This is a genomic window from Xylophilus rhododendri (assembly GCF_009906855.1).
In the GTDB taxonomy this organism is placed as follows: Bacteria; Pseudomonadota; Gammaproteobacteria; order Burkholderiales; family Burkholderiaceae_C; genus Xylophilus; species Xylophilus rhododendri.
Genome location: NZ_CP047650.1, coordinates 1,377,428 through 1,402,221, shown reverse-complemented (window position 1 = coordinate 1,402,221; position 24,794 = coordinate 1,377,428). Strand labels below are relative to the sequence as shown.

Sequence of the window (24,794 nt, the reverse complement as noted above, 5' to 3'; positions counted from 1 at the left end):
CTCGACGCTTCGATTGACATGCGTAACAGCAGGAGACATGGACATGGTTCTGTTTGCGACAAGGACGGCCGCGGCGATGGCGGCCAGTCTGGCGATGGCATCGGCCCACGGGGCCTCCAACCTGGTGGCCAACGGCGATTTCGGCACCGGCAACTTCGACGGCTGGACCCTCTTCGGCCCCACCTACAGCGAAGGCGTGAACGCCACCAGCAGCTACCACTACGCCTATTTCGGCCACTACGGCGCATCGCGCGGCATCCGGCAGAGCCTGCCCACCGTGGCGGGCATGCACTACAGCTTCAGTTTCCTGCTGGCCAACATGGGCTCGGCGGGCAATGCGGTCAATGTCAGCTGGAACGGCAACAGCGTGCTCAACCTGATGGATGCCGCTGCCTTCGGCGCCACGCCCTATGTGTTCGAAGTGACGGCCAGCGCGGCCTCCACCGACATCGCCTTTTCCTTCCGCAACGATCCGGCGGCCTTCCACATGACGAATGTGTCGGTGTCGGCACTGGAGCCGGTGCCCGAGCCGGACAGCCCGGCCCTGCTGCTGGCCGGCGGCGGCCTGGTCGCCGCGCTGGTGCGCCGGCGCAGCGTCCGTCCCTCGCCTGCGGCCTGAAGGATCAGGCCGCGGGCGCCACCGAGGCGCCCTGGATGCCGTGCCGCGCCAGCGCCTGGGCCACGAAGCCCGAAGCCTTCATCTCCTCCACATAGGCGCGCAGGTACCGCGTGGCCGCATCGCCGCGCGACTTGGGCAGGCCCATGGCCTGCTGGATCACCATGAAGCGGCCCGGCAGCAGCCGGTAGCCGGGGTGGCGCAGCAGGTCGGCTTCGAGTTGCTGGCGCACGCCGGCTGCGACCTCGTAGCGGTTCGCGATGAAGGTGTCGACCACCGCCTGCGAGCTTTCGGCGCGCACCAGTTCGGCGGCCTTGATCTCGCGGCTCAGGTACAGGTCGTAGGCGCTGCCCGTGCCCACCACCACCCGGTGGCCGGTGCGGTCGACTTCCTCGTTGGCCTTCAGCGGCGAAGCCTCGGCCACGGCGTACGCGCCTTCGATCAGCACATAGGCGGCGGTGAAGTCGATGCCTTCGCCGCGCAGCGGATCGATGGCGAAGAAGCCCACGTCGGCATCCTCGGCCTTCACGGCGGCGACCGACTTGCCGGCGGTGTCGAACACCACCAGCTCGATCTCCAGCCCCAGCCGCGCGGCCAGGTTGCGGGCCAGGTCGATGGACACGCCGGCCGGCTGGCCCGCGCCGTCGCGGCCGGCCAGGATGGGATTGCCCAGGTTGATGGAGGCCCGAAGATGGCCTTGGGGTGCGAATGCGGCGATGAGGTCGGTGGATGCGGACATGGGACGGGAACTCCGTGCAGGCGGGGATCCCGATTCTCGATCTGTCGGCACTTTCTTGCACGAGCGGGCCGATTCCCGCCGACACGCACAGCCGACGCCGGACGACCGGTGCGGCCGGCACATGCTCGGCACATTGTTCGGATGCCCGAACACCCCGAACCCGCCCAATCCAGCCGCATCGCCTCGACGCTGCGCAAAACCTTCAAACTCAAGTCCTTGCGCCCCGGCCAGCGCGAGGTGATAGACCGGGTATTGGCCGGCAAGCCGACCCTGGCGGTGATGCCCACCGGCGCCGGCAAGTCGCTGTGCTACCAGTTGCCGGCGATGCTGCTGCCGGGGCTGACGCTGGTGGTGTCGCCGCTGATCTCCCTCATGCAGGACCAATGCCAGGCCCTGAACGAACTGGGCATACCGGCCTTCCAGGTCAACAGCGTGCTGGGCAGCGAGGCGTTGCAGGCCGCCTTCGCGGCGATTGCCAGCGGCGCGGCGCGCATCGTGCTGACCACACCCGAACGCCTGGCCGATCCGGAATTCCAGCGCCATGTGCGGGAGGGTGCGCCGGTCTCGCTGATGGTGGTCGACGAGGCGCATTGCATCTCGCAATGGGGCCATGACTTCCGGCCGGCTTTCCTGGAGATCGCCGCCGCCCGCAAGGCCCTGGGCCAGCCGACGGTGCTGGCGCTGACCGCCACGGCGCCCGGCGCGGTGGCGGACGACATCCGCAAGCAGCTCTCCATTCCCGCCAGCGGCATGGTCGATACCGGCAGCTACCGGGCCAACCTGGACTATGCCGTCGAGGCGCTCTCCAGCGGCGTCGACCGGATGGCGCGCACTGTGGCGCTGGTGCGGGAGAGCCAGGGCACCGGCCTGGTCTACGCCGCCACGGTGCGGGCGGCCGAGGCGGTGGTGGAGGCCCTGCGCTGCGCGGACGTGCCCGGCGTCGGGCTCTACCACGGCCGGCTGCCGGCGGCCGAGCGGCAGGCGGTGCAGCAGGCCTTCATGGAGAGCGGGGAGGGCGGGTTGAGGGTGGTGGTCGCCACCAATGCCTTCGGGCTGGGTATCGACAAGCAGGACATTCGCTTCGTCATCCACCACCAGATGCCGGGCTCGCTGGAGGCTTATTACCAGGAGACGGGCAGGGCGGGCCGCGATGGCGAACGCTCGGATTGCACGCTGCTCTTCCTGCGCAAGGACCGGGCGGTGCAGCAGTTTTTCCTGGCCGGGCGCTACCCCGAGCAGGACGATCTGCTGGCCCTGTGGCATGGACTGTCGTCGCCCGCGCCGGACGGCGGCTGGACCCTGCCCGCGCTGGCCGAGGCCACCGGCAAGCCGCTGGCCAAACTCAAGGTGTGCGCCAGCCTGCTGCGCCGGCACAGGATGGTGTCGCTCGACCGGCAAGGCGTGCTGAAGAAGCTCAGGCCTGACACGGACGAACGCCTGCTCGATGGCCTGCTCCAGTCCTACCGCGACAAACGCGCCAGCGACCGCGCCTCGCTGGAGCAGATGGTGGACTATGCCCAGTCCGGCCGCTGCCGCTGGCAGCTGCTGCTAGAAGGCGTGGGCCATGCGCCCGAGGCCCATGCCGCGCCCTGCGGCCACTGCGATACCTGCCGCCACATCGCCCGGATCCAGCAGGACGCCGCAGCCGAACAAGCCTTGCCGCAAGCCGCCTGAGCCAGCAGGACCGCCCGAGGCGCTTTCGAGGCCTGGAGCGTAATGGACACGTGTAGCAAGAAAATTCGCCGACAGGTATAAAGGGCTTCCAACCCTGGCGGCCGAGCGGCCCGGCAGGATCCGCCGCCCCGTCCCAGAGGAAGCCTCCGGCCCCATGACGACCCCGCGCAGCGTTCGCCGTCGGCATGTCTTCTACGTCTGCGGTTTCGATCCCAACGGACCCGGCCGCTACCACCGCCTGTTCGGCGACGGCGCGGCCCAGCAGGAGGTGTTCGGAGGCGCGCCCATCCAGGTCGGGCCGCGTGAACGACGCGACGGGCAGACGGTGGGCTGGCGGGTGCGTCACGGCGGCGCGGCCGACGAGGCGGTGGAGACGGATTACCTCTTCCCCCGCTGGGACGACGTGGTGCGCGATCACTGGACCCGCGACTTCTGGCCGCAGCTGCTGGCTCTGCTGCGCACCTCCTGGCTGTACCTGCGCACCGGCGCCCTGTGGCGCATGTACCGGCAGAGCTGGCTGGTCTTCATCACGCTCTTCGCGCCCTTCTTCCTGGTGATGAGCCTGCTGCCCGTCTGGCTGATGCTGCTGGGCGGCCTGGGCTGGCTGGCGCATGCCGGCTGGAGCGGGCAGGCCCTGGCCCCGCCCGTCGCCGTGGCCCTGGTCTGCCTGGCAGTGGCCGCCTGGTGGAGCTACTGGGCACGGCGCCACTGGCACACCCGCTGGATCCTGCGCGGCTACGGCTTCGCCGGCCGGGTCGGCAGTGTTGGTGTGCCGGCGCTGGACTGCCGGCTGGACGCCATGGCCGATGCCGTCTGCCGCCAGGCGCAGGCCAATGAAGACGACGAGATCCTCGTCGTCGGCCACAGCCTGGGCACGGCCATGGCGGTATCGGTGCTGGCGCGGGCGCTGCGGCAGGATCCCGGCCTGCTCGGCCATGGCCCGGCCATCGGCCTGCTGACGCTGGGGCATTGCACCCCCATGCTGTCCAACCTGCCGGGCGCCACCGGTTTCCGTGCGGAGCTGGCGCTGCTGGCGCAGGCGCCGGACCTCTGCTGGATCGACTACACCGATGCGCTGGATCCCTACAGCTTCCACGCCGTCGATCCCGTCGCCGTGGCGGGCCTGGCCACGGCGCGCGCCGGGCATCCGCGGCTGCTGTCGCCGCGCTTCGACCGGCTGTTCGAGCCGGGGCCGCAGCAGCGCGAGCCGATGAACCAGCACGAGATCCACCAGCAATACCTCTGCGCCAGCCGGGCCGGCGACCCCTACGATTTCTTCGCCATGGTGGCCGGGCCGCTGACGCTGGCGCAGCGCCTGGGGCGAGGTGCTTTGTAGCCTCCATGTAAGTGCGCGAGATATAAATACGCCTCTTCTGTGGACAGGCCCCGGCCCCGCAGACGCCGGACCCTGCGAATCACGACTTCCCTCATGACACCCAAGCGACCCGTGTCCCGGCGACATGTCTTCTATATCTGCGGCTTCGATCCCAACAGTCCCGGGCGCTACCACCGTCTTTTCAGCGAGGGCGCGCGCCAGCAGGCGGCCATGAGCGGCGCCGCGATCGAGGTCGGCGCCCGTCAGCGTGTCGATGCAGAGACCGTGGCCTGGGCGGTGCGCTACGAGCAGCACGGCCATGTCACCGACACCCGCTACGTCCTGCCGCGCTGGGACGCCATCGTGCGCGAGCACTGGTTGCGCGGCTTCTGGCCGCAGCTCTTCGATCTGCTGGGCACCTCCTGGCTCTATCTGCGCACCGGCGCGCTGTGGACGATGCTGGGCCAGACCTGGCTGGGTTTCATCACCGTGTTCGCGCCTTTTTTCCTGGTGATGACCTTGCTGCCGGGCGCGGCGGCGCTGCTCTGGGCGGTGGGCGCGCTGGCGCATGCCGGACTGAAGGGGCATCCGCTGGGCATTCCCGCGGCGCTGGCGGCCGGCGGCCTGGTGGCGGCCGGCTGGTGGGCCTACTGGGCGCGGCGGCATTGGTACACCCGCTGGATCCTGCGCGGCTACGGCTTTGTCGCACGGGTCTGCACCGTGGGTGTCACCGCACTCGACGAGCGGCTCGACGGCATGGCCGCGGCCCTCGTGCGCCAGGCCCAGGCGCGGGAGGACGACGAGATCCTGGTGATCGGCCACAGCCTGGGCACGGCGCTGGCGGTGTCGGTGATGGCCCGCGCGATCCGCCAGGATCCGGCCCTGATGCGCCACGGCCCGGCCATCGGCCTGCTGACGCTGGGCCACTGCACACCCATGCTGTCCAACCTGCCCTCCGCGCGGCGCTTCCGGGACGAACTGCGGACGCTGGCCGAGGCGGCCGATCTCTGCTGGGTGGACTTCAGCGACCCGATCGATGCCTACAGCTTCGGCGGCGTGGACCCGGTGGCGGCCGCCGGCCTGCGTGCTGCGCGGCCCGGCCATCCGCAGGTGCGCTCTCCGCATTTCCTGAGCCTGTACCGGCCCGGCCCGCAGCAGCGCCAGCGCATGAACCAGCACGAACTCCACCAGCAATACCTCTGCGCCAGCCGCCCCGGCGATGCCTACGATTTCTTTGCCATGGCGGCCGGGCCGTCGCGGCTGGCGCAGCGCTTCGGCGTGCTTGCGGCAGCGGCTTGAAACAGCATTGCCACGGCCTGCGGTCCTAATGGACGGCATGCCATCGCCCCCGAAACCCGATCTCGACGAACCCCTCTGGCACGGCCGCCTGGAGCTGCCTGCCACCCGCATCACCGGCTACAGCCTGGAAGTGGCCGACCCGCTCAGCGGCGGCCACCTGGGCGACCGGGTGCGGCGCCAGGCCTTCAGCGCCTGCCTGCAGGCCTGGCGCGAGCAGTTCGCCGCCATGGGCATCCACCCCTTCGGCCGTCAGCACACACAGCACATCCGGCAGGACCGTCTCGACGCCCTGCTGCACCAGGGCGGCCCGGCGGCGGCCGTGCTGCGCGCGGCGGTGGAAGACTACGCCCAGCAGTTCGCCGACGTGGCCCGCCGCTTCCTGCGCCAAAAGGGCTGGCGCGGCGTGGAACGCATCGTCGTCGGCGGCGGTTTCCAGGACAGCGCCGTGGGCCGCCTGGCCATCGGCCGCGCCGGCGAGCTGCTGGCGCGCGAGAAGGTCGGCGCCTACCTGCGCACCCTGCACCATCATCCCGACGAAGGCGGCCTGGTCGGCTGGGTGCATGTGATCCCGACCGCCCTGCTGCAGGGCCGCGACGCCCTGCTGGCGGTGGACATCGGCGGCACCAATGTGCGCTGCGGCATCGTGCGCGCCCACCGCAAGCGCGCGCCCGACTATTCGGCCGCCGAGGTGGTCGAGCGCGACAAATGGCAGCATGCCGACGATGCCGGTGTCACCCGGCGGGAACATGTCCTCGAAGGCATCGCCGGCATGCTGCACCGCCTGATCGCGGTGGCCCGGCGCAGGCGCATCGCGCTGGCGCCTTTCGTGGGGGTGTCCTGCCCCGGCCTGATCTGCCCGGACGGCTCGATTGCCGACGGCGCCCAGAACCTGCCCGGCAATTGGGAGAGCGAGCGTTTCCACATGCCCAGCGGCCTGGAGTCGCGCCTGCCGAAGTGGCGCGGCGAGCCCTTCCAGGTGCTGATGCACAACGACGCGGTGGTGCAGGGGCTGTCCGAATTGCCCTATATGGCCGACGTGCGGCGCTGGGCGGTGCTGACGGTGGGCACGGGGCTGGGCAATGCGAGTTTCGTCAACCGCTGAGGCTGCCCAGGTTTCTAGAGTCGCCCCGCCTCGATGTCGGCGCGCAGCAGGTCGTTGGCACGTGTCTGCCAGCCGCGCCCGGTGGCTTTCAGGGCCTCCAGCACATCCGCGTCGATGCGGATGGTGGTGGCGACCTTGGTGGGAGACTTCTGCGGGCCGCGCCGGCGCATGCCCAGCGTTTCCTGCAGCTGGCGGGGCAACACCTCATGCGCCGGCTTGAACAGGGAGGGGTCGACCTCGGAGAGATCGCCGACTTCGCCGTCGTCGTCAATCACGGGTAAGCGGGAAACCATGTCTTGCTCCTTCACGTTCGTTGGCCTTGCGAAAACTGATCACTCGTATCCCGCCATCGATTGGCGTGTAGCAGAGCACGTGCAAGCGGTTCCTCAAATAGCCCAACGCCAGAAAACGGCTTTCGGGATAGGGCTTGCGATCGTCCTGCCAAACGTAGGCGGTGTCGAAGTCGAAGTCTGCGGCGAGTTCAAATGGCAAGCCGCGCTTGGCGATGTTGCTGCCGTTCTTGGCTCGATCGAACTTGATCAGAAAGCTCAAAATGTATGAACGATTTGGGTGGATGGCAAGAAAATCGTAATAACAAAAAAGCTTGAGTTGCTACCACTCGTCGGGTAGACCAGCAATGAAAGGATCAGCCCCATGCCATCGGACCCCTGGCAACTGCAACGTTTCGTGGACGCGCAGGCGCCTGTCTACGCGCAGGTCCTCGCCGAACTCGCGGCGGGCGACAAGCGCAGCCACTGGATGTGGTTCATCTTTCCGCAGCTGAAGTCGCTGGGCCGCAGTTCTACGGCGCGGCACTACGGCATCGCCGGGCGTGCGGAGGCGCTGGCTTATCTGGCGCATCCGCTGCTCGGCGCCCGGCTGCTGGAGTGCAGCGCGCTGCTGCTGGGCCATGGCGACAGGACGGCGCTGGAGATCCTCGGCACGCCGGATGAGCTCAAGCTGCGTTCGTGCATGACGCTGTTCCAGGCGGTCGCGGCGCAGCTGCCGGTGTTCGCGGCGATGCTGCGCCAGTTCTACGGTGGCGAGCCGGATGTCCTGACCGTGGCCGCCCTCGACGGGGCGCCTTAGGGACCCGCCGCTGGCTCGACCAGCGGCTGCTCGACAGGCTCCTCGACCGCCTTGGCGTGGGCTGGCCGGGGCCCGGCCTTGCGGCTGCGCGACACGTCCTCCTGCTCGAAGGCGGTCAGGTAGCGCTGCATCAGGGTGAAGAAGCGGTCGTACATGCTCACCGTCGGGATGGTGGCGCTGGCCACCTTCACCATGGAGTCGCTGATCGAGCTGATCGGCATCGACAGCGAGCCGATCGCACTCACGCCCAGGCTGGCGGAGTTGTTGGTCTTCTTCAGCGCGAAGGTGTCCTGCAGCGCAGTGGCGAAGGCGGTGCTGGTGCCGTCGGCGTTGGGGGTGCAGACCACATGGAATTCGACCTCCACATGCTGCTCGGTGTTCTGCTGGAAGTTCTTGCGGGCCACCACGTCGGTGCGGGTGGCGGCGGCGGTCACCACATAACCCTGGCTCAGCAGGGCGCGCTGGGCGGCGGCGCAGGCCCGCTCGGCCGGCGCGGGTATCTCACGCGAATAGGTGCCGACGTTGTCGAAGCCCTCGTGCTCGAACTGGAAGGGCTTGGCCGGCGCCAGCGCCGAGCAGGCGGCGAGGCTGCACAGGCTGAGGCTGGCGAGGAGGGTGCGGCAGGGCATCGGCATGGCCGACGCATTCTAGGCACTGGCCGTGGCGGCTTCGGTATCGCTCTGCAAAGTCCGCGTGAAGCCGCGGCCCGCGCTGGGGCGCTTCAGCTCGATGCGGCCTTGGCGTCCGCCAGCAGGGTCTCCTGCCGGGACCAGACGATTTCGAAATGGCCCGCCCAGTGGCCCTCGGCCGCATGGCCCTGCACGAAGCGGACGATGGCCTCGCACATGCCGGCCGCCTGCAGGGTGGCGCGGTTGCGCCGGCCCGGACCGTCGCCGGCCGGATCCCGCATCGGGTCGAGCACCATGTAGTGGCCGGGCGAGGTCAAACACAGGGTCACCGAGTGGGTCATCGGCATCGCCGTGGTGAGGACGATGGCGGTGGCGCGATCGACGTCCGCGGCCACGGTGGCGCTGTCCAGCATCTGCTCGGCCCAGCGGATGCCGTCGCCACGCAGCCCGCCGGCCGCATGCCACAGGCCGAGCCGATGGCCGTGCAGCTTGTTGAAGGCGCGGGTGGTCAGGCCGGTGTCGAAGTTCTCGGTCTGATCGCCGCCGCCCAGGCGCTGGATCTCGGCGCTCAGCGCCTGCGCCGACAGCATGAAGCCCAGCTTGTAGCCCAGGGCGGCGATCAGCTGGTTGAACGCATGCAGGGTGCACTGCCGGTCATCCGCCTGGGCGATGTGCAGCCAGCGTCCGAAACGGATTTTCGGAAATTCGTAGGTGACGAATTCCGCGCCGGTGGCGCCGTCGTCTGGCGCCTGCAGCACCACGCCCTGGGGCTGCTGACCGGGAAAGTTCGATGCAAGCAGCACGCTCAGCAGCGCATTGCCGCCGCCGATGGGCACATACCAGAAGTCGCTGCCGAGCCGCAGGCGCTCGCCGGTGCCGCGGCCGGCCGGGTCCCAGGCGTCGAGGATGTGCTCGCGCAGCCGCCGCAGCACCGGCGCGGCCTCCCCGCCCTGGCGCAGCTCGCTGGCCGCGGCGTCGCACAGGCCGCGGGCGTCGCCGGGCAGGAAGATCTGCAGCTGCTGCAACTGCTCGGCCGGCTTGGCGCTGCCGCCGATCGCCCCGATCAGGCGGTCCAGCAGATCGACCCGGCCATGCAGCAGGCGCACCAGCGCCAGGCCCAAAGATCGTTTGAACCACTGGCGCTGGCCTACCGTGGCAAGCCCCGGATAGGCAGGCAGCCGTTCCAGCATCTCGCGCAGGAACCTGCCTGCCGTGTCGTCCGGGCGCAGCTCGCAGCCGAGGGCGGCGAGGCTGTCCCGGAGCTGGCGGTCGATGTCGCCGGGCGGCCGGGTGTCCAGCTCGGCGATCAGCTGGGTCAGCGGCTTGTCGGGCAGGGCGCCGGGCCGGAAGGTGCTGTCGTCGGCGCCGCCGGTGGCGGCAAGCCCGGTGATCCGTTCGAGCAAGCCGTGCCGCGCCACCGTGCCGGCGGTGGGTGCGGGCACGGTCTGGTCGCTCTCCAGCGTCGGCGGCGGCGTGACGGGCATGAGGGCCGGCCCTTCGAGGCTTGTGGGCATGTGCATGGGAATCCTTCTGTCGAAAGGCAGCACCATCGCGGCCCGGCATGGCTACTGGCGCAGCCGAGGCGAAGGGGCAGGCGCGTCCGCGAAGTCCGCAGCCGCGGTCCATAGGACAATCCCCCCTCCCCAACAAAAGAACCGCCTCCTGAATGGACAAGGAAATCGACCCCCGCGTACTGGCGGTCTTCGACGAAAAACGCCTCTCCGGCGAGAAGCACACCCCGGTCGAGATCATCTCCAAGATGGGCGTCTTCGACGCCCGCACCCAGGCCGCATCGTCGGCCTGGCTGGCGACGGGCGACAACGTCATCGCCACCGTCTGGGCCGAGCTGGTCAGCGTGAGCGAGGACGGCCACTGGTTCTACCTGGAATCGCTCGACACCCACCGCCGCCTGGGCGGCGGCGAGCGCAGTGACACCCAGGTGCAGCGCGCCAAGGACCGCCTGCAGCTGCTGCAGTTCTCCCTGGACGAGGAGCGCCCCCTGCGCGCCGTGCTGCAGGCCAACCGCGTGCCCATCCTGACCATCGAATCCGACAAGGCCGCCAAGGTCTCGGTGCGTGTGGCCGACGACGAGGAATGGCATGTGGCCCTGTGGGATGCCGAGCGCAAGCTGGCGGCCCTGGTGCGCGGCCCGCGCGGCTGGGTGCCGAGCGAGGCCGACATCACCGAAGCCCGCAGCAAGGGCGCGGTGCCTTCCGCCGCCGAAGCGGCCGCCGAGTCCGATGTCTCCTCGGACGAGGTGCAGGTGGCCGCCATGGCCTATCTGGTGAAGTATTTCTCCAGCTACGGCTACCGCGCCGAGACCGTGGGCAGCCGGCTTTTCGGCTACGACCTGGAAGTCTCGGACAAGAAGGGCACCACCCTGCTCAAGCTCGCGGTCAAGGGCCTGGGCGGCGGCACCCGCAGCTTCACCCTCAGCGCCGAGGAGCGCGCCCGCGCGGCCGAAGGCCATCCCTGGCGCCTGGCCGTGGTGACGGACGCCACCAGCACGGCGGCGGCGCACAAGCTCTACAAGGACGGCGAGTACGAAAGCGCGCCCGGCCTGGAACTGGACCTCTGAGCCTGAACGAAGCAGCGGCGCCGGTCCTCTACTCGTTCCGGCGCTGCCCCTATGCCATGCGCGCCCGGCTGGCCCTGCGGGCCGCGGGCGTGACGGTCGCCTTGCGCGAGGTGGCGCTGCGCGACAAACCCGCGGAACTCCTCGCCCTCTCGCCGAAGGCCACCGTGCCGGTGCTGCGGCTGGCCGACGGCAGGGTGCTGGAGCAGAGCCTGGACATCATGCGATGGGCCTTGGCCCGGCACGATCCCCAGGGCTGGCTGCGGGCCGACGAAGACGACGAGGTGGCGGCGCTGATCGCCCTAAACGACGGGCCCTTCAAGCAGGCGCTGGACCGCTACAAGTACGCCTCGCGCCACCCGCAACGCCCAGCCGAGGCCTGGCGCGACGAGGCGGTGGCGCTGCTGCTGGCACCGCTGGAGGCGCGGCTGGCGGCGCATCGCTGCCTGCTGCGCGATACGCCCTCGTTGGCCGACATGGCGCTGCTGCCTTTCGTGCGCCAGTTCGCGGGCGTGGATGCCGCCTGGTTCGATGGCGGCCCGCTGCCCCGCCTGGGCGACTGGCTGCGGCGACTCACCGCCACGCCGCTCTTCGAGACAGTCATGACCCGCTTCAACCCCTGGCGGCCGGGCGACCCCGAACGTCTTTTTTGATGCTGCGAAAATCGCCCGCGATGGACTCGCCGCAACACACCGCCTTCTACCGCTTCACGCCGCTGGCCGATCCGGCCGCCGCCGCTGCCACGCTGCGCGAACTGGCGCAGGGCTTGTTGGGCGCCATCGTGGTGGCGGGCGAGGGCGTGAGCGGCGCGCTGGCCGGGTCGAAAGAAACCGTCGCCGCCTTCGAGGCCGCATTGCAGCAGGCCGAAGTGCTCGGCGGCGCACTGCGCGGCATGGCCTTCAAGCACAGCGCCTGCGCGGTGGCGCCCTTCGGCCGGCTGAAGGTGAGTGTCAAGCCCGAGATCGTGGCGCTGGGCCTGCCGGACGAGCACGGCGCGGTCGATGAGCACGACGCCAGCCACCTCGCCCCCGCCGCCTGGCGCGAGCTGCTGGCGCGCGGCGACGCGGTGGTGCTGGACAACCGCAACCACTTCGAATATCGCCTGGGCCATTTCCGCGGCGCGGTCGATCCGCAGGTGCACAACTTCCGCGACTTCACCGCCTATGTCGAGGCCCGGGCGCCCGCCTGGCGCGAGGCGGGCAGGCCGGTGGCCATGTACTGCACCGGAGGCATCCGCTGCGACAAGACCGCGCCCTGGCTGCGCAGCCTGGGGCTGCAGGTGTTCCAGCTCGAAGGCGGCATCCTGAACTTCTTCGATCGCATGCCCGATGCCGGCCGCGACTGGCTGGGCGAGTGCTTCGTCTTCGACCGCCGCATCGCGCTCGACACAGCCCTGCGCGAGACCGCCACCGGCATCGAGCAGGTCTACGACCCGGCCTTGCCCGACGAAGCCTGGCGCCTGAAGCGCGCCCGCCAGCTCGACGTCTCCAGCGGCGATGACCCGGGCTAAGCCCGCCTGGCGCCCGCCCATGCGCGACGGCGTGGGCGCGAGCCGGGTGGCGGTGGGCGATGGCCGTTTCGCCAGCCTGCAGGATTTCCTCGTCGCGCGTTTCCCCAAAGTGCACGACTGGCCCCGGCGTCTGGCCCGGGGCGAGGTGATCGATGCGCAGGGCCGGCCCGCCGATGGCGCCGCGCCCTGCAGCCCCGGCATGGCCTTCTGGTACTGGCGCGAGCCGCCGCGCGAGACGCCGGTGCCCTTCGACATCGACATCCTGTTCCAGGACGAGCGCCTGATCGTGGTGGACAAGCCGCATTTCCTCGCCAGCGTGCCCGGCGGCCGGCACCTGATGGAGACGGCGCTGGTGCGCCTGAAGCAGCGCCTGGGCCTGGACGGCCTGGTGCCCATGCACCGGCTGGACCGCGAGACCGCCGGCGTGCTGGTCTTCATCGTCCAGCCCGCCACCCGCCATGCCTACCACTGCGTGCTGCGCGACCGGCTGGCGTACAAGGTCTACGAGGCTGTCGCCCCGTGGCGGCCGGAGCTGGCCCTGCCCCTGGTCTGCCGCAGCCGCCTGGAAGAGCCGGCCGGCCGCGACTTCATGCAGATGCAGGTGGTGCCCGGCGAGCCCAATGCCGAGACCCTGGTCGAACTGATCGCACCGGTGGCGGCGGGCAGCCCGCCGGCCCCGCTGGCCCACTACCGCCTGACGCCGCGCACCGGCCGCAAGCACCAGTTGCGGGCGCAGATGAACGCGCTGGGCCTGCCGATCGCGGGCGACCGCATCTATCCTGCGCTGTGGCCTGAGCCGCCGCCGGAGGCCGAACCCGACTACAGCCAGCCGCTGCAATTGCTGGCGCGCGAGTTCGCCTTCACCGATCCCATCGGGGGCGAGGCGCGGCGTTTTGTCAGCCGGCGCAGGCTGGCCCTGGCGGCTGCATAGCGTCCGGAACTTCGCCCCGGCCCGACCCACGCCTACACCGCCCCGTCAAGGCCACCGACGAGGCGCCATGGGGATGCAACCTAATGTTGCGGCTCTTCACAGAGCCAGAACAACAAGGACCGCACCCATGCTCGGCATCGTCATCCCGGCACACAACGAACAGGACTGCATCGAGGACTGCCTCGTCGCCGCGCGCCGGGCGGCACGGCATCCCGCCCTGCACGGCGAGGAGGTCGAGATCGTTGTCGTGCTGGACAGCTGCAGCGACCGCACCGGCCTGATCGCCACCCGCCAAGGTGTGCTGCCGCTGCATGTGCGGCTGCGCAACGTGGGCGCCGCCCGCGCCGCCGGCGCCGAGCTGGCCCTGGCCCGGGGCGCCCGCTGGCTGGCCTTCACCGATGCCGACAGCCGGGTGCAGGAGGACTGGCTGGCCGAGCAGCTGGCGCTGCAGGCGGACGCGGTCTGCGGCACCGTCTGCGTGGACGACTGGACCGCGCACGGCGAGCATGCCGAGCTGCTGCGCCATCACTTTGCCGAGACTTATTTCGACCGCGAAGGGCACCGCCACATCCACGGCGCCAACCTGGGGGTGTCCGCCGCGGCCTACCGGCTGGCGGGCGGCTTCCGGCACCTGGCCTGCAGCGAGGACGTGGCTTTGGTCGAAGCCCTGCAGGCCTGCGGCGCCGAGATCGCGTGGAGCGCGCGGCCCCGGGTCGTCACCAGCGCACGCCGCCATGCGCGGGCCGTGGGTGGTTTTGCGGATGCCTTGCTGGGTGCGGTCGCGCAGCGGCTGGCGGCCGCCACTGCGGCCGGTTCGGCAGGCGCGGCGCTGCCTGCCTGAGCAGTTCAAGAGGCCTATCGGATCGATTCGCGCTCGGCCACCGAGCGCCCGTCCGAACTCCAGACCTGCAGCAGGAAGTCGTCTTCCTCATGCAGCACCAGGCGGCGCAGGCCCAGCGCGACCAGGGTGTCGTGCACCTGGCGGGTGGAGCAGGCGCGTTCGGTGAAATCCGGCAGCCAGTCGCAGGCGATCAGGGTCCCGCCGGCGGCCAGGCTGTCGCGGCAGGCATTCGCCAGTCGCTGGACCGAGGCCGCATCGAGGAAATAGGCAACCTCGCTCAGCACGATCAGGTCGAAGAGGCCTTGTGCATGCGGAAAGTCCTGCGGCAGGCGCTGCTGCACCACCTGCACATGGGGCAGGTCGACCGTGCGGACTCGGGCCCTGTCTACCGCTTCCTGCGAGAAATCGCTGGCCAGCAGCCGGTCGCAGCGCGCGGCCAGTTGCACCGTCAGTTCGCCCAGGCCGCAGCCGGGTTCGAAGACCGAGCGGTAGCGCGGCTGCGGCAGGGCAGCCAGCAGCACGGCGCGTTTGCGTTGTTCGTACCAGCGGGTGCGGACTTCGTAAGGATCCTCGGCGGCGCCGTAGAGGTTGCGGAAGTAGTCCTCTTTGTCCGCCGGATCGCTTGTCACAGTGCCCATGGCGGCTCCGCACGGCTGTCGGCCACGGCCTTGCCGAGGGCGGCGAGGTCGCGTTCGGCATGGCTCTGGCGCAGGTAGACCGGCAGGTCAGCCATGGCACGGGCGAATACAACATCGCGGCACAGCGGCCCGGCGCCCAGGGCGCGGCCGGCATGGCGCAGCACCTGTTCGGCTGCGGCTTCCACGGCCAGCCGGGTGCGCAGGGCGAGTTCCGGGCATGGCAGGTCGGGCCGGGCGTCGATGCGGGCTGCGGCTTCGCGCAGCAGGGCAGCGGCGCCGGACAGGGCGACGTCGATCCCGCCCAGGTGGGCCTGGCGGTGAACATCGCTGCTGTCACGCGAGCGGGCCCGGGTGCTGTCGGCGATGCCCAGCGCGCCGCCGAACCAGCAGGCCGCCACGCCGATGCCCCCTTGCCAGAAGCCGGGGCGGCCGGTGTAGTCATGGGCCTGGCCCACAGGCTCGGCGAGCGCCTGGTCGAAGATCACATCCACGCTGCCGCTGCCGGCCATGCCGACGGCCCGCCAGCCCTGGCCGGTGACGCTGACCCCGGGCTGGCCCATGGCCACGGCCGCCAGGCAGGGCTGGCCATCGCGGTCCCAGCCGCTGACGACGGCATGCGTCACCTCCGCCGCGCCCGAGCACCAGGCCTTGGTGCCGCTGATGCGCAGGCGGCCGTCGCGTCCGGTGCTTTCGAAGGAAAGGCGCGCATCCGGCGGCTCGGCGCACCAGGTGCCCCAGCGGCTGCCGGGCAGCGGCTCGGGCCCATCCAGTTCGGCCAGGATGGCCAGGGCATCGGTATGGCCCTCGAACAGTTTGACCAGCGAAAGATCGTGCGCCGCCACCGCGGCGAGCTGGCGCCAGCGTTCGAGCGTCCGGCCGTGGCCCGGCAGCGGGAGGCGGTCCAGGCCGGCATCGACCAGATGGGCCAGGCGCAATTCCTGCCCGTGCAGGCGCTGCAGGGTTTCGAGGGTGGCGCCTGCGGGCGGCCCGGTGCGGACGGGTGAGAGCATCGATGAAGGCGTGCGGGACGCGATGTGGAGATCAGTCCGGCACCGTAGCCGCCTCGGCCACCGCCCGCCGTCGGCCCCGCGCCCAGCCGGCTGTAGGAGCGGCGGGGATCAGCCCGCGGCGTCCGCCAGCAGCGCGGGCGAGGGCAGGGCGCGTGTCTTGGCCAGCTGCGAATTGCTGTAGCGCAGGTCCTGCGTCACCTCCGCGCCCAGCCAGGCGGGGTGCGGCGGCTGCACGTCCTCGGTGTCCAGTTCGATCTCGGCCGTCACCAGCCCGGCGAGCGGGCCTTCGAACACATCGACCTCGAAGTCAAAACCATCGACCGGCACGATGTAGCGCACCTTGCAGAGCGAGCCGTGGGCGCAGTGTTCGGCCAGCAGGACCTGCGCATCCTCCAGCGGAATCTGGTATTCGAACTCGGCCCGCGACATGCCCTTGCTCGGACCCTTCAGCGTGAGCCAGCCGGTGTCGCCTGCGATGCGCACCCGCACCCACATGCCGTTGTCGGCGATATAGCCCTGGCCCATACGCACGCCGCTCAGCCCCTGGACGACGGAGGCATCTGCAACGAGGAATTTTCTTTCGATTTCGGTGGCCATGGCGGTGAGGAAGAAGCTAGGCGCGGCAGTGTAGCCAAGCTCCTACGCCGTGCCCCGGTCCCGCGATGCAAGCTGGCACGATGAACACCACACCCAAACCCCACCAGATGCAGGAGTCCACCGCCGGCGAGGAAGATCCGGGCGCCGGCCTGGACTCGGCCGACTCGGCCATCCACCCCGACGGCGTGGCCCCCAGCGCTAAGCCGGATGCCCGGCGAAGCGAGCCCGCCAGGCCTGCCAAGCCTGCGGATTGACCAGCCGCGCCGGCCGCTCGCCGCGCAGCACGGCGACGATCTGCTCGGCCGCGCCGAAGGCCATACGCCAGCGTGCTTCCTGTGTGACCCCGGCCGTGTGGAAGCCCGCCACCACATGGGGCAGGCCCAGCAGAGGGTGATCGAGCGGCGGCGGCTCCTGCTCCCACACATCCAGGCCGGCGCCGCGCAGGTGGCCTGAGCGCAGGGCCTCGTACAAGGCGACTTCGTCATGGATGCCGCCGCGTGCGGTGTTGATGAAGACGGCGCCCTGCTTCATGCGGGCGAAGGTCTCGGCATCGAACAGGCCCAGCGTGGAGGCATCGCGCGGGCAGTGCACCGAGACGACATCCGAGCGCGCCAGCAGCTCGTCCAGCGCCACCGACAGCCCACCACGCGCCGCGATCTCCGCGCCATCCAGCAAGGGATCGTGCACCAGCACCTCCATGCCGAACGCGGCCGCCAGCCGGGCCACGGCCCGCCCGATATGGCCGATGCCGATCAGCCCCAGCGTCTTGCCCGAGATCTCCTGGCCCATCAGGTCCTCGCGGCTGAAGCCGCGTTCGATGTGCAGCCGGCGGTCGGCCTCCACGATGCGTCGCGACAGGTTCAGCATCAGGGCTATTGCCGCTTCCGCCACCGCCTGCGCATTGGCGCCGGCCTGGTTCACCACCAGCACGCCGGCCTCGGTGCAGGCCTCCACATCCACCGTGTCGTAGCCCGCGCCGTTGGCGGAAACGCAGAGCAGCCGGGGGCAGCGGGCCAGCAGCCGGGCATCGGCGAAGAACTGCCGGGGCAGTTCGTCCTTGGCGGATGAGATCTGGTAGACGCCGGCCTCGGACAGGGCGCTCCAGGCCTCGTCGTCGGCGCCGTGGCGGCGCAGGGTGCGCAGTTCGATGCCAGGCTCTTGCGCCAGCCGCTCGGCCATGGAGGGGTCGTACCAGACGTCGAACCGGCAGACGAGTGTGCTGCCCGCCATGCTCAGCGGTCCACCATGCGGGGCGCCAGCGGCTTCAAGGCGACGCGGTTGGCTTCCAGCGATTTGGTCCACTGGGCGCCGGGCAGGAAGGCCAGCACCGGTGCATCGTTCTTCGCGGCGGCCAGGAACTCGGGGTCGCGCAGGGTCTGGCCGATGGCCGCTTCCAGCTTCGCGGCGATGTCGTCGGGCAACGCGCCCGGTGCGCCTATGCCGCGCTCGGATGCCATGCGCACCGGAAAGCCCTGCTCCACGCCGGTCGGCACATCGTTCTTGCCGCGCTTATCGGACAGCTGCGCCAGCGCCTGCACGGGGCTCTTGGGATCGTCCAGGTCCGGCACCTCGCCGGTGGTGATCAGGGCGTAGTCGATATGCCCGCCCAGCAGCGCCAGCCGCGCCTCGGACGCGCCCTTGAAGGGCACCGAGGTGGCCTTGACCGACTGTTGCTCCTCCAGCTGCATCAGCGCGATATGGCCGGTGGTGCCGTCGCCGGAGTGGCCGAAGCTGAGCGACGCGGGTTTCTTCTTGAGTGTGTCGACGATGGCGGTGAGCGTCGGCGGCACGCTGGAGCCGCGTTTGGCGATCAGCACCAGCGGATCGTCCACCAGCCGGGCGATCAGGCGGATGTGCTCGGGCTGGTAGGCCGTCTTCTTGTAGAGCGGCATGAAGACATAACCGGGCACGTTGATCATGCCGAGGGTGTAGCCGTCGGCCTTGGCGTTCTCGGTGAAGGCGGCGGCCAGCTCACCGCCCGCGCCGGGCTTGTTGATGACGATGATGCGGGCCTTTTCGCCCAGGCGTTTCTCGGTGTAGCGGGCCAGCAGCCGCGCCATCACGTCGGTGCCGCCGCCGGGTGCGAAGCCGACCACGAGTTCGATCGGTTTGTCGTCCGGCCAGGCGGCCTGGGCCGTGGAGGAAAAGGCGCCGGACGCAAGCGCGCACAGCAGCGCCGGGAGGGCGAGGGTCTTCTTCATAGGTTTTGTCTCCTGTCTTTTTTGTATCGAACCCGGCCCGGCGCCGGCTGCTGGATCGCTAACGCATGACGAAGGGGTTGCCCGCCACCGCCCCGCTGTTGATCCACACGCTCTTGACCTGCAGGTACTCGCGGATCGCATCGGCCCCGTTCTCGCGGCCCAGGCCCGAATCCTTGTAGCCGCCGAAAGGCGCCATGAAACTCACCGCCCGGTAGGTGTTGACCCAGACGGTGCCGGCCTGCAGCCGGTCGGACACCCGCACCGCGCGGCCGATGTCGCGGGTCCACACGGCGGCGGCCAGGCCGAAACGCACATCGTTGGCGATGCGGATGGCCTCGGCCTCGTCCTTGAAACGGATGATGGAGAGCACCGGCCCGAAGACCTCCTCCTGCGCGATGCGCATGTCGTTCTTCACGTCGCCGAAGATGGTCGGCTCCACGAACCAGCCCTTGCCGCATTCCGGCCGGTCGGCCGCCTTGCCGCCCAGCAGCAGGGTGGCGCCTTCCTGCTGCGCGATCTGCAGGTACTCCAGCACCTTGCGGTACTGCGGCGGCGTGGTGACCGGGCCGACCTGGGTGCCGGCATCCATCGGGTCGCCCATGCGGGCGCTGCGGGCGATCTCCAGCAGCTTGGCGACGACCTGGTCGTAGATGCTGTCCTGCACCAGCAGACGGGAGCCCGCGATGCAGGTCTGGCCGGTGGCGGCGAAGATGCCCGAGATGGCGCCGAACACCGCCTGCTCGATGTCCGCATCCTCGAACACGATGTTGGGCGACTTGCCGCCCAGTTCCATGGCCGTGTGCTTGAAGTGGCGCGCGGCCTGCTCGTTGATGATGCGGCCGGTGGCGTCGGAGCCGGTGAAGCTGATCTTGCGCACCAGCGGATGCTCGACCAGCGCCGCGCCGATCTCGTTGCCGAAGCCGGTGACCACGTTGAACACGCCCGGCGGGAAACCCGCCTCGTCGAACAGCGCGGCGAATTCCAGGGTGGAGGCCGAGGTGAACTCCGACGGCTTGATGACCACCGTGCAGCCCGCCGCCAGCGCCGGGGCCACCTTCCAGGCGGCCAGCAGCAGCGGCGAGTTCCAGGGCGTGATGGCGGCCACCACGCCCACCGGCTCGTGGCGGGTGTAGGCCAGGTAGCCTTTCTTGTCGAGCGGCAGCACCTTGCCCTCGATCTTGTCGGCCAGGCCGCCGAAGTAGTAGTACCACTGCGGGATGTAGTTCAACTGGCCCTGCATCTCGGCGATGAGTTTGCCGTTGTCGCGCACCTCGGTCTCGGCGAGCTTCTTCGCGTCGCGGGCGATCAGGTCGCCCAGCCGGTGCAGCAGCAGGCCGCGCTGGGTGGCGGTCATCTCGGCCCAGGGGCCTTCGGTGAGGGCGCGGTGGGCGGCCTGCACCGCGCGGTCCACGTCCTCGGCGCCGCCGCGCGGGATCTCGGCCCAGGGCTCGGCGGTGAAGGGGTTGAGCGACTCGAACCACTGGCCCCGGAAGGGTCCACGGACTGGCCATCGATGCGGAGCTGGTAGCGTTTCATGCCTTGCTTGCCTGGATCAAAAGGGATGGAAACCCAGGGCGGCACGGAAGCGGTTCTTGACGTAGCTGCCGTCGCGCGGCGGCAGGCAGCGCGGCGGCTCGTCGGCATCGATCAGCACCTGGGCGAAGACCGTATCCTGGCGCGCGACGATGCGCCGCGCCAGATCGTCAACCCCAGTGATCTGATCGATGCGCTGCGCGCCCGGGATGCCGAAGCCCTGCGCCACCTTCACCAGGTCGGTGCCCAGGCTGGCGTGGCTGCGCTGCATGCCGGTCTCGCCGTAGTGGCCGTTGTCCAGCACCACGATGGCCAGGTTCTTCGGCCGGCGCGCGCCCACGGTGGCCAGGCTGCCGATGCCCATCAGCTGTTCGCCGTCGCCGGTGATGGCGATGACGGACTGGTCCGGCTGCGCCAGCGCCAGGCCGAGCGCCATGGCGGTGGAGCCGCCCATGGCGCCCCACAGATAAAAATTGCGGTCGCGCTCACCGGCGGCGAACACGTCGTAGGCGGGCGAGCCCAGGCCGGTGACGACCAGGGCATCCGGCGCGGCGGCCAGCAGGCGGGCGACGAAGTCGCGGCGGTTCACGGTGTGTGCGGCCATCAGTTGCGCTCCCATTTCTTGCGGCCGATCAGGCTTTGCGACAGCAGCACGGCGATGCGTTCGCCGGCCAGGAAGGCGGAGTCGAGCGCGGCAGAGACGATCTCGCCCACCTGCTCCGGGTCGGATGCCCGCACCACGGTGATGCCCATCAGCTCCAGGGCCGCTTGGGTGCGTAAGCCCATCGGGCACTGCCAGGGATTGAACTCGGCGTACTCGCCGCGCATGGTGACGAGCGTCAGGAAGGGGAACTGGCAGCTGGCCAGCAGCGAGAACATGTTCACGCAGTTGCCCACGCCGCTGCTCTGCATCAGCAGGGCGGCGCGCTGGCCGCCGAGCCAGGCGCCGCTGACCAGGGCCACGCCTTCCTCCTCGGTGGTGAGCACGGTGTCGAGCATGTCGGGATCGGCCTGGGCGGCGCGGATGGCGTAGGCGTGGCCGGCGTCGGGCACATAGGCGATCTGGCGGATGCCGCCGGCCTTCAGGGCGTCGAACACCGCCTTTTGCCAGGCGGGTGATTCGGTGCTGGTCGTCATGTCTTGGGATTTCGCTGGGAAGGGGCGTCAATCCTATTTTTGATGGATGGCTTCATAAAATAGAATTTCGTGATCGCGTCCATCACAGCGGCGCATCGACCTCAGCACTTCCGATGGACCTCAAGCAACTCCGCGCCCTGGTGACGGTGGCCGACACCGGCAACGTGACCCGCGCCGCAGCGCTGCTCAACATCGTGCAGCCGGCGGTATCGCGCCAGCTGCGCCTGCTGGAGGAGGACGTGGGCGCCGCCCTGTTCGACCGCAGCCGCCAGGGCATGGCGCTGACCGAGGCCGGCCGCACCCTGGTGGAATACGCCCGGCGGGTGATCCAGGAGCTGGAGCGCGCCCGCGCCGAGATCCAGCCGGCGGCCGGCGGCGTCGGCGGCATCGTCACCGTGGGCCTGCTGCCCAGCACGGCCGACCTGCTGGCCTATGCCCTGGTGGCGGCGGTGGGGCTGCAGTACCCGGGCATCCGGGTGCGTATCGCCACGGCCTATGCAGGCACGCTGCAGGGCTGGCTGGAGTCGGGCGAGGTGGACCTGTCCCTGCTCTACGACCCGCGCCAGACCTCGACCCTGCGGGTGCGGCCCCTGCTCGATGAGGTGTTGTGGCTGGTCGGCCTGCCCGCCAGCGGACTGCGGCCCGGCCAGCCCTTCGCCGTGGCCGGGCTGGCCGGCCGGCCGCTGGTGCTGCCGAGCGCGCCGCACGGCCTGCGCCTGCTGGTGGAGCAGGCCGCTGCGCAGCAGAGCGTGGCGCTGAACGTGGTGGCCGAGACCAATGCCATGAGTGTGCAGAAGAGCCTGGTGCGCGGCGGCCTGGGCCTGACGGTGCTGCCGACCATCGCGGTGGCAGAAGACATCGCGGCCGGGCATCTGGTGGGCGCGCCGCTGAGCGAGCCCGCGCTGGAACGCAAGATCGTGCTGGCCAGCGCCTCCAGCCGCCACATCTCCACGCCGGTGCGCTGCGTGAGCGCGGCCCTGGTCGACTGCATGGCGCAGGCGGTGGCGCGCGGCCAGTGGCCGGCGGCGCGCTGGCTGGCCGGGCCGCCCGGCGCCTGAGACCGGCCCTGGCGCTGCCGCTATCCTTGCGGCGTTCCGTTCGACTCGTTTTCTGCCATGACCTCGACTGCCAACCAGCCTTCCTCCGTCCTGAAAAACATGGGCCTCGCCGAACTCTCCAAGGCGCTGGCCAGCGGCCGCCTGCGCAGCACCGCCCTGGTGGAGGAGGCGCTGGCCGCCATCGCCGCGCCGGGTGGCGAAGGCGCGGCGAGTTTCCTGCAGGTGCATGCCGACAGCGCGCGTGCCGCCGCCGCCACCATCGATGCGCAACGCGCCGCGGGCCGAACCCTGCCGCCGCTGGCCGGCATTCCCATCTCGCTCAAGGACCTGTTCAACGAAGCCGGCGTGACCACGCTGGGCGGCTCGCGCGCCTTCATCGGCCAGCCGGCCGCCACGCAGGACGCGCCGGTGGTGCGCCTGCTGCGCGAGGCCGGCATGGTCATCGTCGGCCGGACCAATATGGTCGAGTTCGCCTACAGCGGCCTGGGCGTGAACCCGCACTACGGCACGCCGCGCTGCGTGTTCGACCGGGCGGCCGGGCGCATCCCGGGCGGATCGACCTCGGGCGGCGCGATCTCGGTGGCCGACGGCATGAGCGTGGCGGCCATCGGCAGCGATACCGGCGGTTCGCTGCGCATTCCGGCGGCGCTCAATGGCTTGGTGGGTTTCAAGCCGACGCAGAACAGGGTGTCGCTGGAAGGCGTGATGCCGCTGGCCTCCTCCTTCGACTCGGCCGGTGCCATCGCCCGTTCGGTGGAGGACTGCGCCTTGATGGACGCGGTGCTGGCCGGCCAGCCGGTGGAGGCGCCGGCAGCTGCAACACTCTCGGGCCTGCGTTTCGCCGTGCCCCGGTCCTACTTCCTGGACGACCTGTCGCCGGCCGTGGCACAAGCCTTCGAGCGTGCCCTGGCGAGGCTGTCGGCGGCGGGCGCCACCATCGTGCAGACGGCGATGCCGGTGTTCCAGCGCACGCCCGAGATCAACCCGCGCGGCCTGGTGACGGCGGTCGAGGCGCTGGAATTCCACCGCGGTTTCATCGCGACCTCGGCCGACCGCTACGACCCGCGGGTGCTGGGCCGCATCCGCACGGCCGAGTCCGCCCTGGCGGTGGACTATGCCCACCTGCTGCGCCTGCGCCGCGACTACATCGCCGAGGTGGAGCGGGTGTCGGCCAGCTTCGATGCGCTGCTCATGCCCACCACGCCCGACACGGCGCCCACCATCGCCGAGGTCACGGCCAGCGACGAGAGCTACTACCGCTGGAATGGCCGCATGCTGCGCAACCCGTCGGCGGTGAATGTCTTCGACGGCTGCGCGCTGTCGATTCCCTGCCACGAGGCGGGCGCCGCGCCGGTCGGCCTGATGGTGGCCGGCACGGCGGGCACCGACATCCATGTGCTGGCCGTGGGCCGGGCGATCGAGGCGGTGGTGGCGCCGCGCGCCGGCTGAAACCGGCTCAGGTCGAGGGACGGGTCGAGGTCAGCCCGGTCGGCGGGCCGTCGATCGCCGTCCAGCCGCCGTCCACCGAGAGCGAGCTGCCGCTGATGTAGCTCGCCGCGTCCGAGGCCAGGAAGGCCACGGCCGAGCCCACTTCCGAGGGCTGGCCCCAGCGGTTGAAGACGGTGTGCGCCGCGTAGGTGTCGTAGATCTCGCGGCGTTCTTTCAGCGGGGCGGTCAGGCGCGTTTCGATGATGCTGGGCATCACCGCATTGACCCGCACGCCGTAGCTGCCGGCCTCGGCCGCGAAGGCCTTCACCATCAGCTCGATGCCGGCCTTGGTCGAGGCATAGATGCCCAGGCCCGGCTCGATGGTGACGGCGCGCATGGAGGAGCACAGCACGATGCTGCCGCCGCCCTGGTCCATCATCGGCCGGCCGAAGGCGCGCAGGAAACGGAAGGCGCCCTTGAGGTTGAGGTTGACGACCTGGTCGAACTCCTCCTCGGTGTAGTCCACGATCAGCTTGCGGATGTTGAGCGCGGGCGTGGACACGGCGATGTCCACCCGCCCCAGCGTGGCCATCGCATGCGCGGCCAGGGAGGCGATGGCTTCGCCGTCGGCCGCGTCGGTGGCGCGCCATTCGGCCGAGCCCTGGCCGGATTCGGCGATCAGCTTGGCCGTGCCGCGCGCGCCGTCGGCCTCGCGGTCGGCGCAGACCACATGGGCGCCCAGCGCCGCGATGGCCAGGGCCGAGGCCTGGCCGATGCCGGAGCCGGCGCCCAGCACCACGGCTTTGCGGCCGCTGAGATCGAAGAGTTTCTTGAAGTCCTGCATGGGTTTCTGGGGAGAGAGAGAGAAAGGA

The 24,794-nt window shown here is 70.3% G+C and carries 27 protein-coding genes and 1 pseudogene; 14 read left to right on the top strand and 14 right to left on the bottom strand.

The genetic code is table 11. The features are described from left to right. The first annotated feature begins 76 nt into the window (after nucleotides 1-76). Entirely contained in the window at nucleotides 77-619 is a 543-nt protein-coding gene (locus GT347_RS06305; protein ID WP_229722746.1) for a PEP-CTERM sorting domain-containing protein, read from the top strand. A 4-nt stretch (nucleotides 620-623) separates the two neighbouring features. Here the strand turns inward: GT347_RS06305 and GT347_RS06300 are convergent, their stop codons facing one another. After that, nucleotides 624-1,355 carry an ABC transporter substrate-binding protein gene (locus GT347_RS06300; protein WP_160551151.1) on the bottom strand — a complete coding sequence of 244 codons (732 nt, stop codon included), beginning with the start codon at nucleotides 1,353-1,355 and terminating at the stop codon, nucleotides 624-626. Between the two features lie 141 nt (nucleotides 1,356-1,496). Here GT347_RS06300 and GT347_RS06295 point away from each other — a divergent pair, with 141 nt between their 5' ends. The 4 genes from GT347_RS06295 (at nucleotide 1,497) to GT347_RS06280 (ending at nucleotide 6,745) form a co-directional block, all read left to right on the top strand. After that, the gene (locus GT347_RS06295; RefSeq protein ID WP_160551150.1) at nucleotides 1,497-3,029 is read left to right on the top strand and encodes a RecQ family ATP-dependent DNA helicase; all 1,533 of its coding nucleotides are present in this window, start codon (nucleotides 1,497-1,499) and stop codon (nucleotides 3,027-3,029) included. Between the two features lie 154 nt (nucleotides 3,030-3,183). Next, nucleotides 3,184-4,365, top strand: coding sequence for a hypothetical protein (locus GT347_RS06290; RefSeq protein ID WP_160551149.1), 1,182 nt, complete (start codon nucleotides 3,184-3,186; stop codon nucleotides 4,363-4,365). Nucleotides 4,366-4,476: 111 nt separating this feature from the next. Beyond that, nucleotides 4,477-5,643, top strand: a complete 1,167-nt coding sequence (locus GT347_RS06285) for a hypothetical protein (RefSeq protein WP_160551148.1) — start codon at nucleotides 4,477-4,479, stop codon at nucleotides 5,641-5,643. Between the two features lie 37 nt (nucleotides 5,644-5,680). Then, entirely contained in the window at nucleotides 5,681-6,745 is a 1,065-nt protein-coding gene (locus tag GT347_RS06280) for an ROK family protein (RefSeq protein ID WP_160551147.1), read from the top strand. A gap of 14 nt (nucleotides 6,746-6,759) precedes the next feature. Here GT347_RS06280 and GT347_RS06275 read toward each other — a convergent pair whose 3' ends face one another. Both GT347_RS06275 and GT347_RS06270 read right to left on the bottom strand, forming a co-directional pair. Continuing rightward, complete coding sequence (locus GT347_RS06275; RefSeq protein ID WP_229722744.1) at nucleotides 6,760-7,020, bottom strand: BrnA antitoxin family protein; 261 nt, start codon at nucleotides 7,018-7,020, stop codon at nucleotides 6,760-6,762. Continuing rightward, nucleotides 7,013-7,297 (bottom strand): BrnT family toxin, encoded by a 285-nt coding sequence (locus GT347_RS06270; protein WP_160551145.1) that lies wholly within the window; start codon nucleotides 7,295-7,297, stop codon nucleotides 7,013-7,015. Before GT347_RS06270 ends, GT347_RS06275 begins: the two co-directional genes overlap by 8 nt. 102 nt (nucleotides 7,298-7,399) lie before the next feature. Here GT347_RS06270 and GT347_RS06265 point away from each other — a divergent pair, with 102 nt between their 5' ends. Beyond that, nucleotides 7,400-7,834, top strand: coding sequence for a DUF1810 domain-containing protein (locus GT347_RS06265; RefSeq protein ID WP_160551144.1), 435 nt, complete (start codon nucleotides 7,400-7,402; stop codon nucleotides 7,832-7,834). On the opposite strand, the gene GT347_RS06260 is transcribed toward GT347_RS06265, so the two are convergent. Then, on the bottom strand, nucleotides 7,831-8,469 hold the full coding sequence (locus GT347_RS06260) for a DUF2242 domain-containing protein (protein WP_160551143.1): 639 nt from the start codon (nucleotides 8,467-8,469) through the stop codon (nucleotides 7,831-7,833). The two genes, GT347_RS06265 and GT347_RS06260, sit on opposite strands and share 4 nt — an antisense overlap. 86 nt (nucleotides 8,470-8,555) lie before the next feature. Then, nucleotides 8,556-9,983, bottom strand: a complete 1,428-nt coding sequence (locus GT347_RS06255; RefSeq protein WP_160551142.1) for a hypothetical protein — start codon at nucleotides 9,981-9,983, stop codon at nucleotides 8,556-8,558. A gap of 146 nt (nucleotides 9,984-10,129) precedes the next feature. Here GT347_RS06255 and GT347_RS27425 point away from each other — a divergent pair, with 146 nt between their 5' ends. From GT347_RS27425 to GT347_RS06235, 5 genes are all read left to right on the top strand, one after another. Beyond that, nucleotides 10,130-11,041: a protein NO VEIN domain-containing protein gene (locus GT347_RS27425; protein WP_229722743.1), complete on the top strand. Its 912-nt coding sequence runs from the start codon at nucleotides 10,130-10,132 to the stop codon at nucleotides 11,039-11,041. A 56-nt stretch (nucleotides 11,042-11,097) separates the two neighbouring features. Beyond that, nucleotides 11,098-11,691 (top strand): glutathione S-transferase, encoded by a 594-nt coding sequence (locus GT347_RS27420; RefSeq protein WP_229722741.1) that lies wholly within the window; start codon nucleotides 11,098-11,100, stop codon nucleotides 11,689-11,691. Nucleotides 11,692-11,711: 20 nt separating this feature from the next. Then, nucleotides 11,712-12,548, top strand: a complete 837-nt coding sequence (gene trhO, locus GT347_RS06245; RefSeq protein ID WP_229722739.1) for an oxygen-dependent tRNA uridine(34) hydroxylase TrhO — start codon at nucleotides 11,712-11,714, stop codon at nucleotides 12,546-12,548. A 19-nt stretch (nucleotides 12,549-12,567) separates the two neighbouring features. Further along, entirely contained in the window at nucleotides 12,568-13,479 is a 912-nt protein-coding gene (locus tag GT347_RS06240; protein WP_229722738.1) for a pseudouridine synthase, read from the top strand. A 127-nt stretch (nucleotides 13,480-13,606) separates the two neighbouring features. Next, nucleotides 13,607-14,320: a glycosyltransferase gene (locus GT347_RS06235; protein ID WP_160551138.1), complete on the top strand. Its 714-nt coding sequence runs from the start codon at nucleotides 13,607-13,609 to the stop codon at nucleotides 14,318-14,320. Nucleotides 14,321-14,334: 14 nt separating this feature from the next. Here the strand turns inward: GT347_RS06235 and GT347_RS06230 are convergent, their stop codons facing one another. The 3 genes from GT347_RS06230 to GT347_RS06220 all read right to left on the bottom strand — a co-directional run bounded on the left by GT347_RS06230 (nucleotide 14,335) and on the right by GT347_RS06220 (nucleotide 16,565). Beyond that, on the bottom strand, nucleotides 14,335-14,958 hold the full coding sequence (locus tag GT347_RS06230) for a class I SAM-dependent DNA methyltransferase (RefSeq protein ID WP_160551137.1): 624 nt from the start codon (nucleotides 14,956-14,958) through the stop codon (nucleotides 14,335-14,337). Next, complete coding sequence (locus GT347_RS06225; protein ID WP_229722737.1) at nucleotides 14,946-15,968, bottom strand: acyl-CoA dehydrogenase family protein; 1,023 nt, start codon at nucleotides 15,966-15,968, stop codon at nucleotides 14,946-14,948. Before GT347_RS06225 ends, GT347_RS06230 begins: the two co-directional genes overlap by 13 nt. A gap of 108 nt (nucleotides 15,969-16,076) precedes the next feature. Further along, nucleotides 16,077-16,565: a CYTH domain-containing protein gene (locus tag GT347_RS06220; RefSeq protein ID WP_160551136.1), complete on the bottom strand. Its 489-nt coding sequence runs from the start codon at nucleotides 16,563-16,565 to the stop codon at nucleotides 16,077-16,079. Nucleotides 16,566-16,645: 80 nt separating this feature from the next. Between GT347_RS06220 and GT347_RS06215 the strand changes: the two genes are divergently transcribed. Then, nucleotides 16,646-16,819, top strand: a complete 174-nt coding sequence (locus tag GT347_RS06215; protein ID WP_160551135.1) for a hypothetical protein — start codon at nucleotides 16,646-16,648, stop codon at nucleotides 16,817-16,819. On the opposite strand, the gene GT347_RS06210 is transcribed toward GT347_RS06215, so the two are convergent. The 5 genes and pseudogenes from GT347_RS06210 to GT347_RS06190 all read right to left on the bottom strand — a co-directional run bounded on the left by GT347_RS06210 (nucleotide 16,764) and on the right by GT347_RS06190 (nucleotide 21,436). Then, on the bottom strand, nucleotides 16,764-17,795 hold the full coding sequence (locus tag GT347_RS06210; protein WP_160551134.1) for a hydroxyacid dehydrogenase: 1,032 nt from the start codon (nucleotides 17,793-17,795) through the stop codon (nucleotides 16,764-16,766). The two genes, GT347_RS06215 and GT347_RS06210, sit on opposite strands and share 56 nt — an antisense overlap. Before the next feature lie 2 nt (nucleotides 17,796-17,797). After that, complete coding sequence (locus tag GT347_RS06205) at nucleotides 17,798-18,766, bottom strand: tripartite tricarboxylate transporter substrate binding protein (RefSeq protein WP_160551133.1); 969 nt, start codon at nucleotides 18,764-18,766, stop codon at nucleotides 17,798-17,800. A gap of 58 nt (nucleotides 18,767-18,824) precedes the next feature. Beyond that, a pseudogene (locus GT347_RS06200) lies at nucleotides 18,825-20,302 on the bottom strand (aldehyde dehydrogenase). 16 nt (nucleotides 20,303-20,318) lie between these two features. Beyond that, nucleotides 20,319-20,903 (bottom strand): thiamine pyrophosphate-dependent enzyme, encoded by a 585-nt coding sequence (locus GT347_RS06195; RefSeq protein WP_160551132.1) that lies wholly within the window; start codon nucleotides 20,901-20,903, stop codon nucleotides 20,319-20,321. After that, nucleotides 20,903-21,436, bottom strand: coding sequence for a thiamine pyrophosphate-binding protein (locus tag GT347_RS06190; protein ID WP_160551131.1), 534 nt, complete (start codon nucleotides 21,434-21,436; stop codon nucleotides 20,903-20,905). Before GT347_RS06190 ends, GT347_RS06195 begins: the two co-directional genes overlap by 1 nt. 113 nt (nucleotides 21,437-21,549) lie before the next feature. Here GT347_RS06190 and GT347_RS06185 point away from each other — a divergent pair, with 113 nt between their 5' ends. Then, complete coding sequence (locus GT347_RS06185) at nucleotides 21,550-22,494, top strand: LysR family transcriptional regulator (protein ID WP_160551130.1); 945 nt, start codon at nucleotides 21,550-21,552, stop codon at nucleotides 22,492-22,494. Nucleotides 22,495-22,593: 99 nt separating this feature from the next. Further along, the gene (locus GT347_RS06180; protein ID WP_160551129.1) at nucleotides 22,594-23,943 is read left to right on the top strand and encodes an amidase; all 1,350 of its coding nucleotides are present in this window, start codon (nucleotides 22,594-22,596) and stop codon (nucleotides 23,941-23,943) included. A 7-nt stretch (nucleotides 23,944-23,950) separates the two neighbouring features. Here GT347_RS06180 and GT347_RS06175 read toward each other — a convergent pair whose 3' ends face one another. Continuing rightward, nucleotides 23,951-24,766 carry an SDR family NAD(P)-dependent oxidoreductase gene (locus tag GT347_RS06175; RefSeq protein ID WP_160551128.1) on the bottom strand — a complete coding sequence of 272 codons (816 nt, stop codon included), beginning with the start codon at nucleotides 24,764-24,766 and terminating at the stop codon, nucleotides 23,951-23,953. Nucleotides 24,767-24,794: the final 28 nt, after the last annotated feature.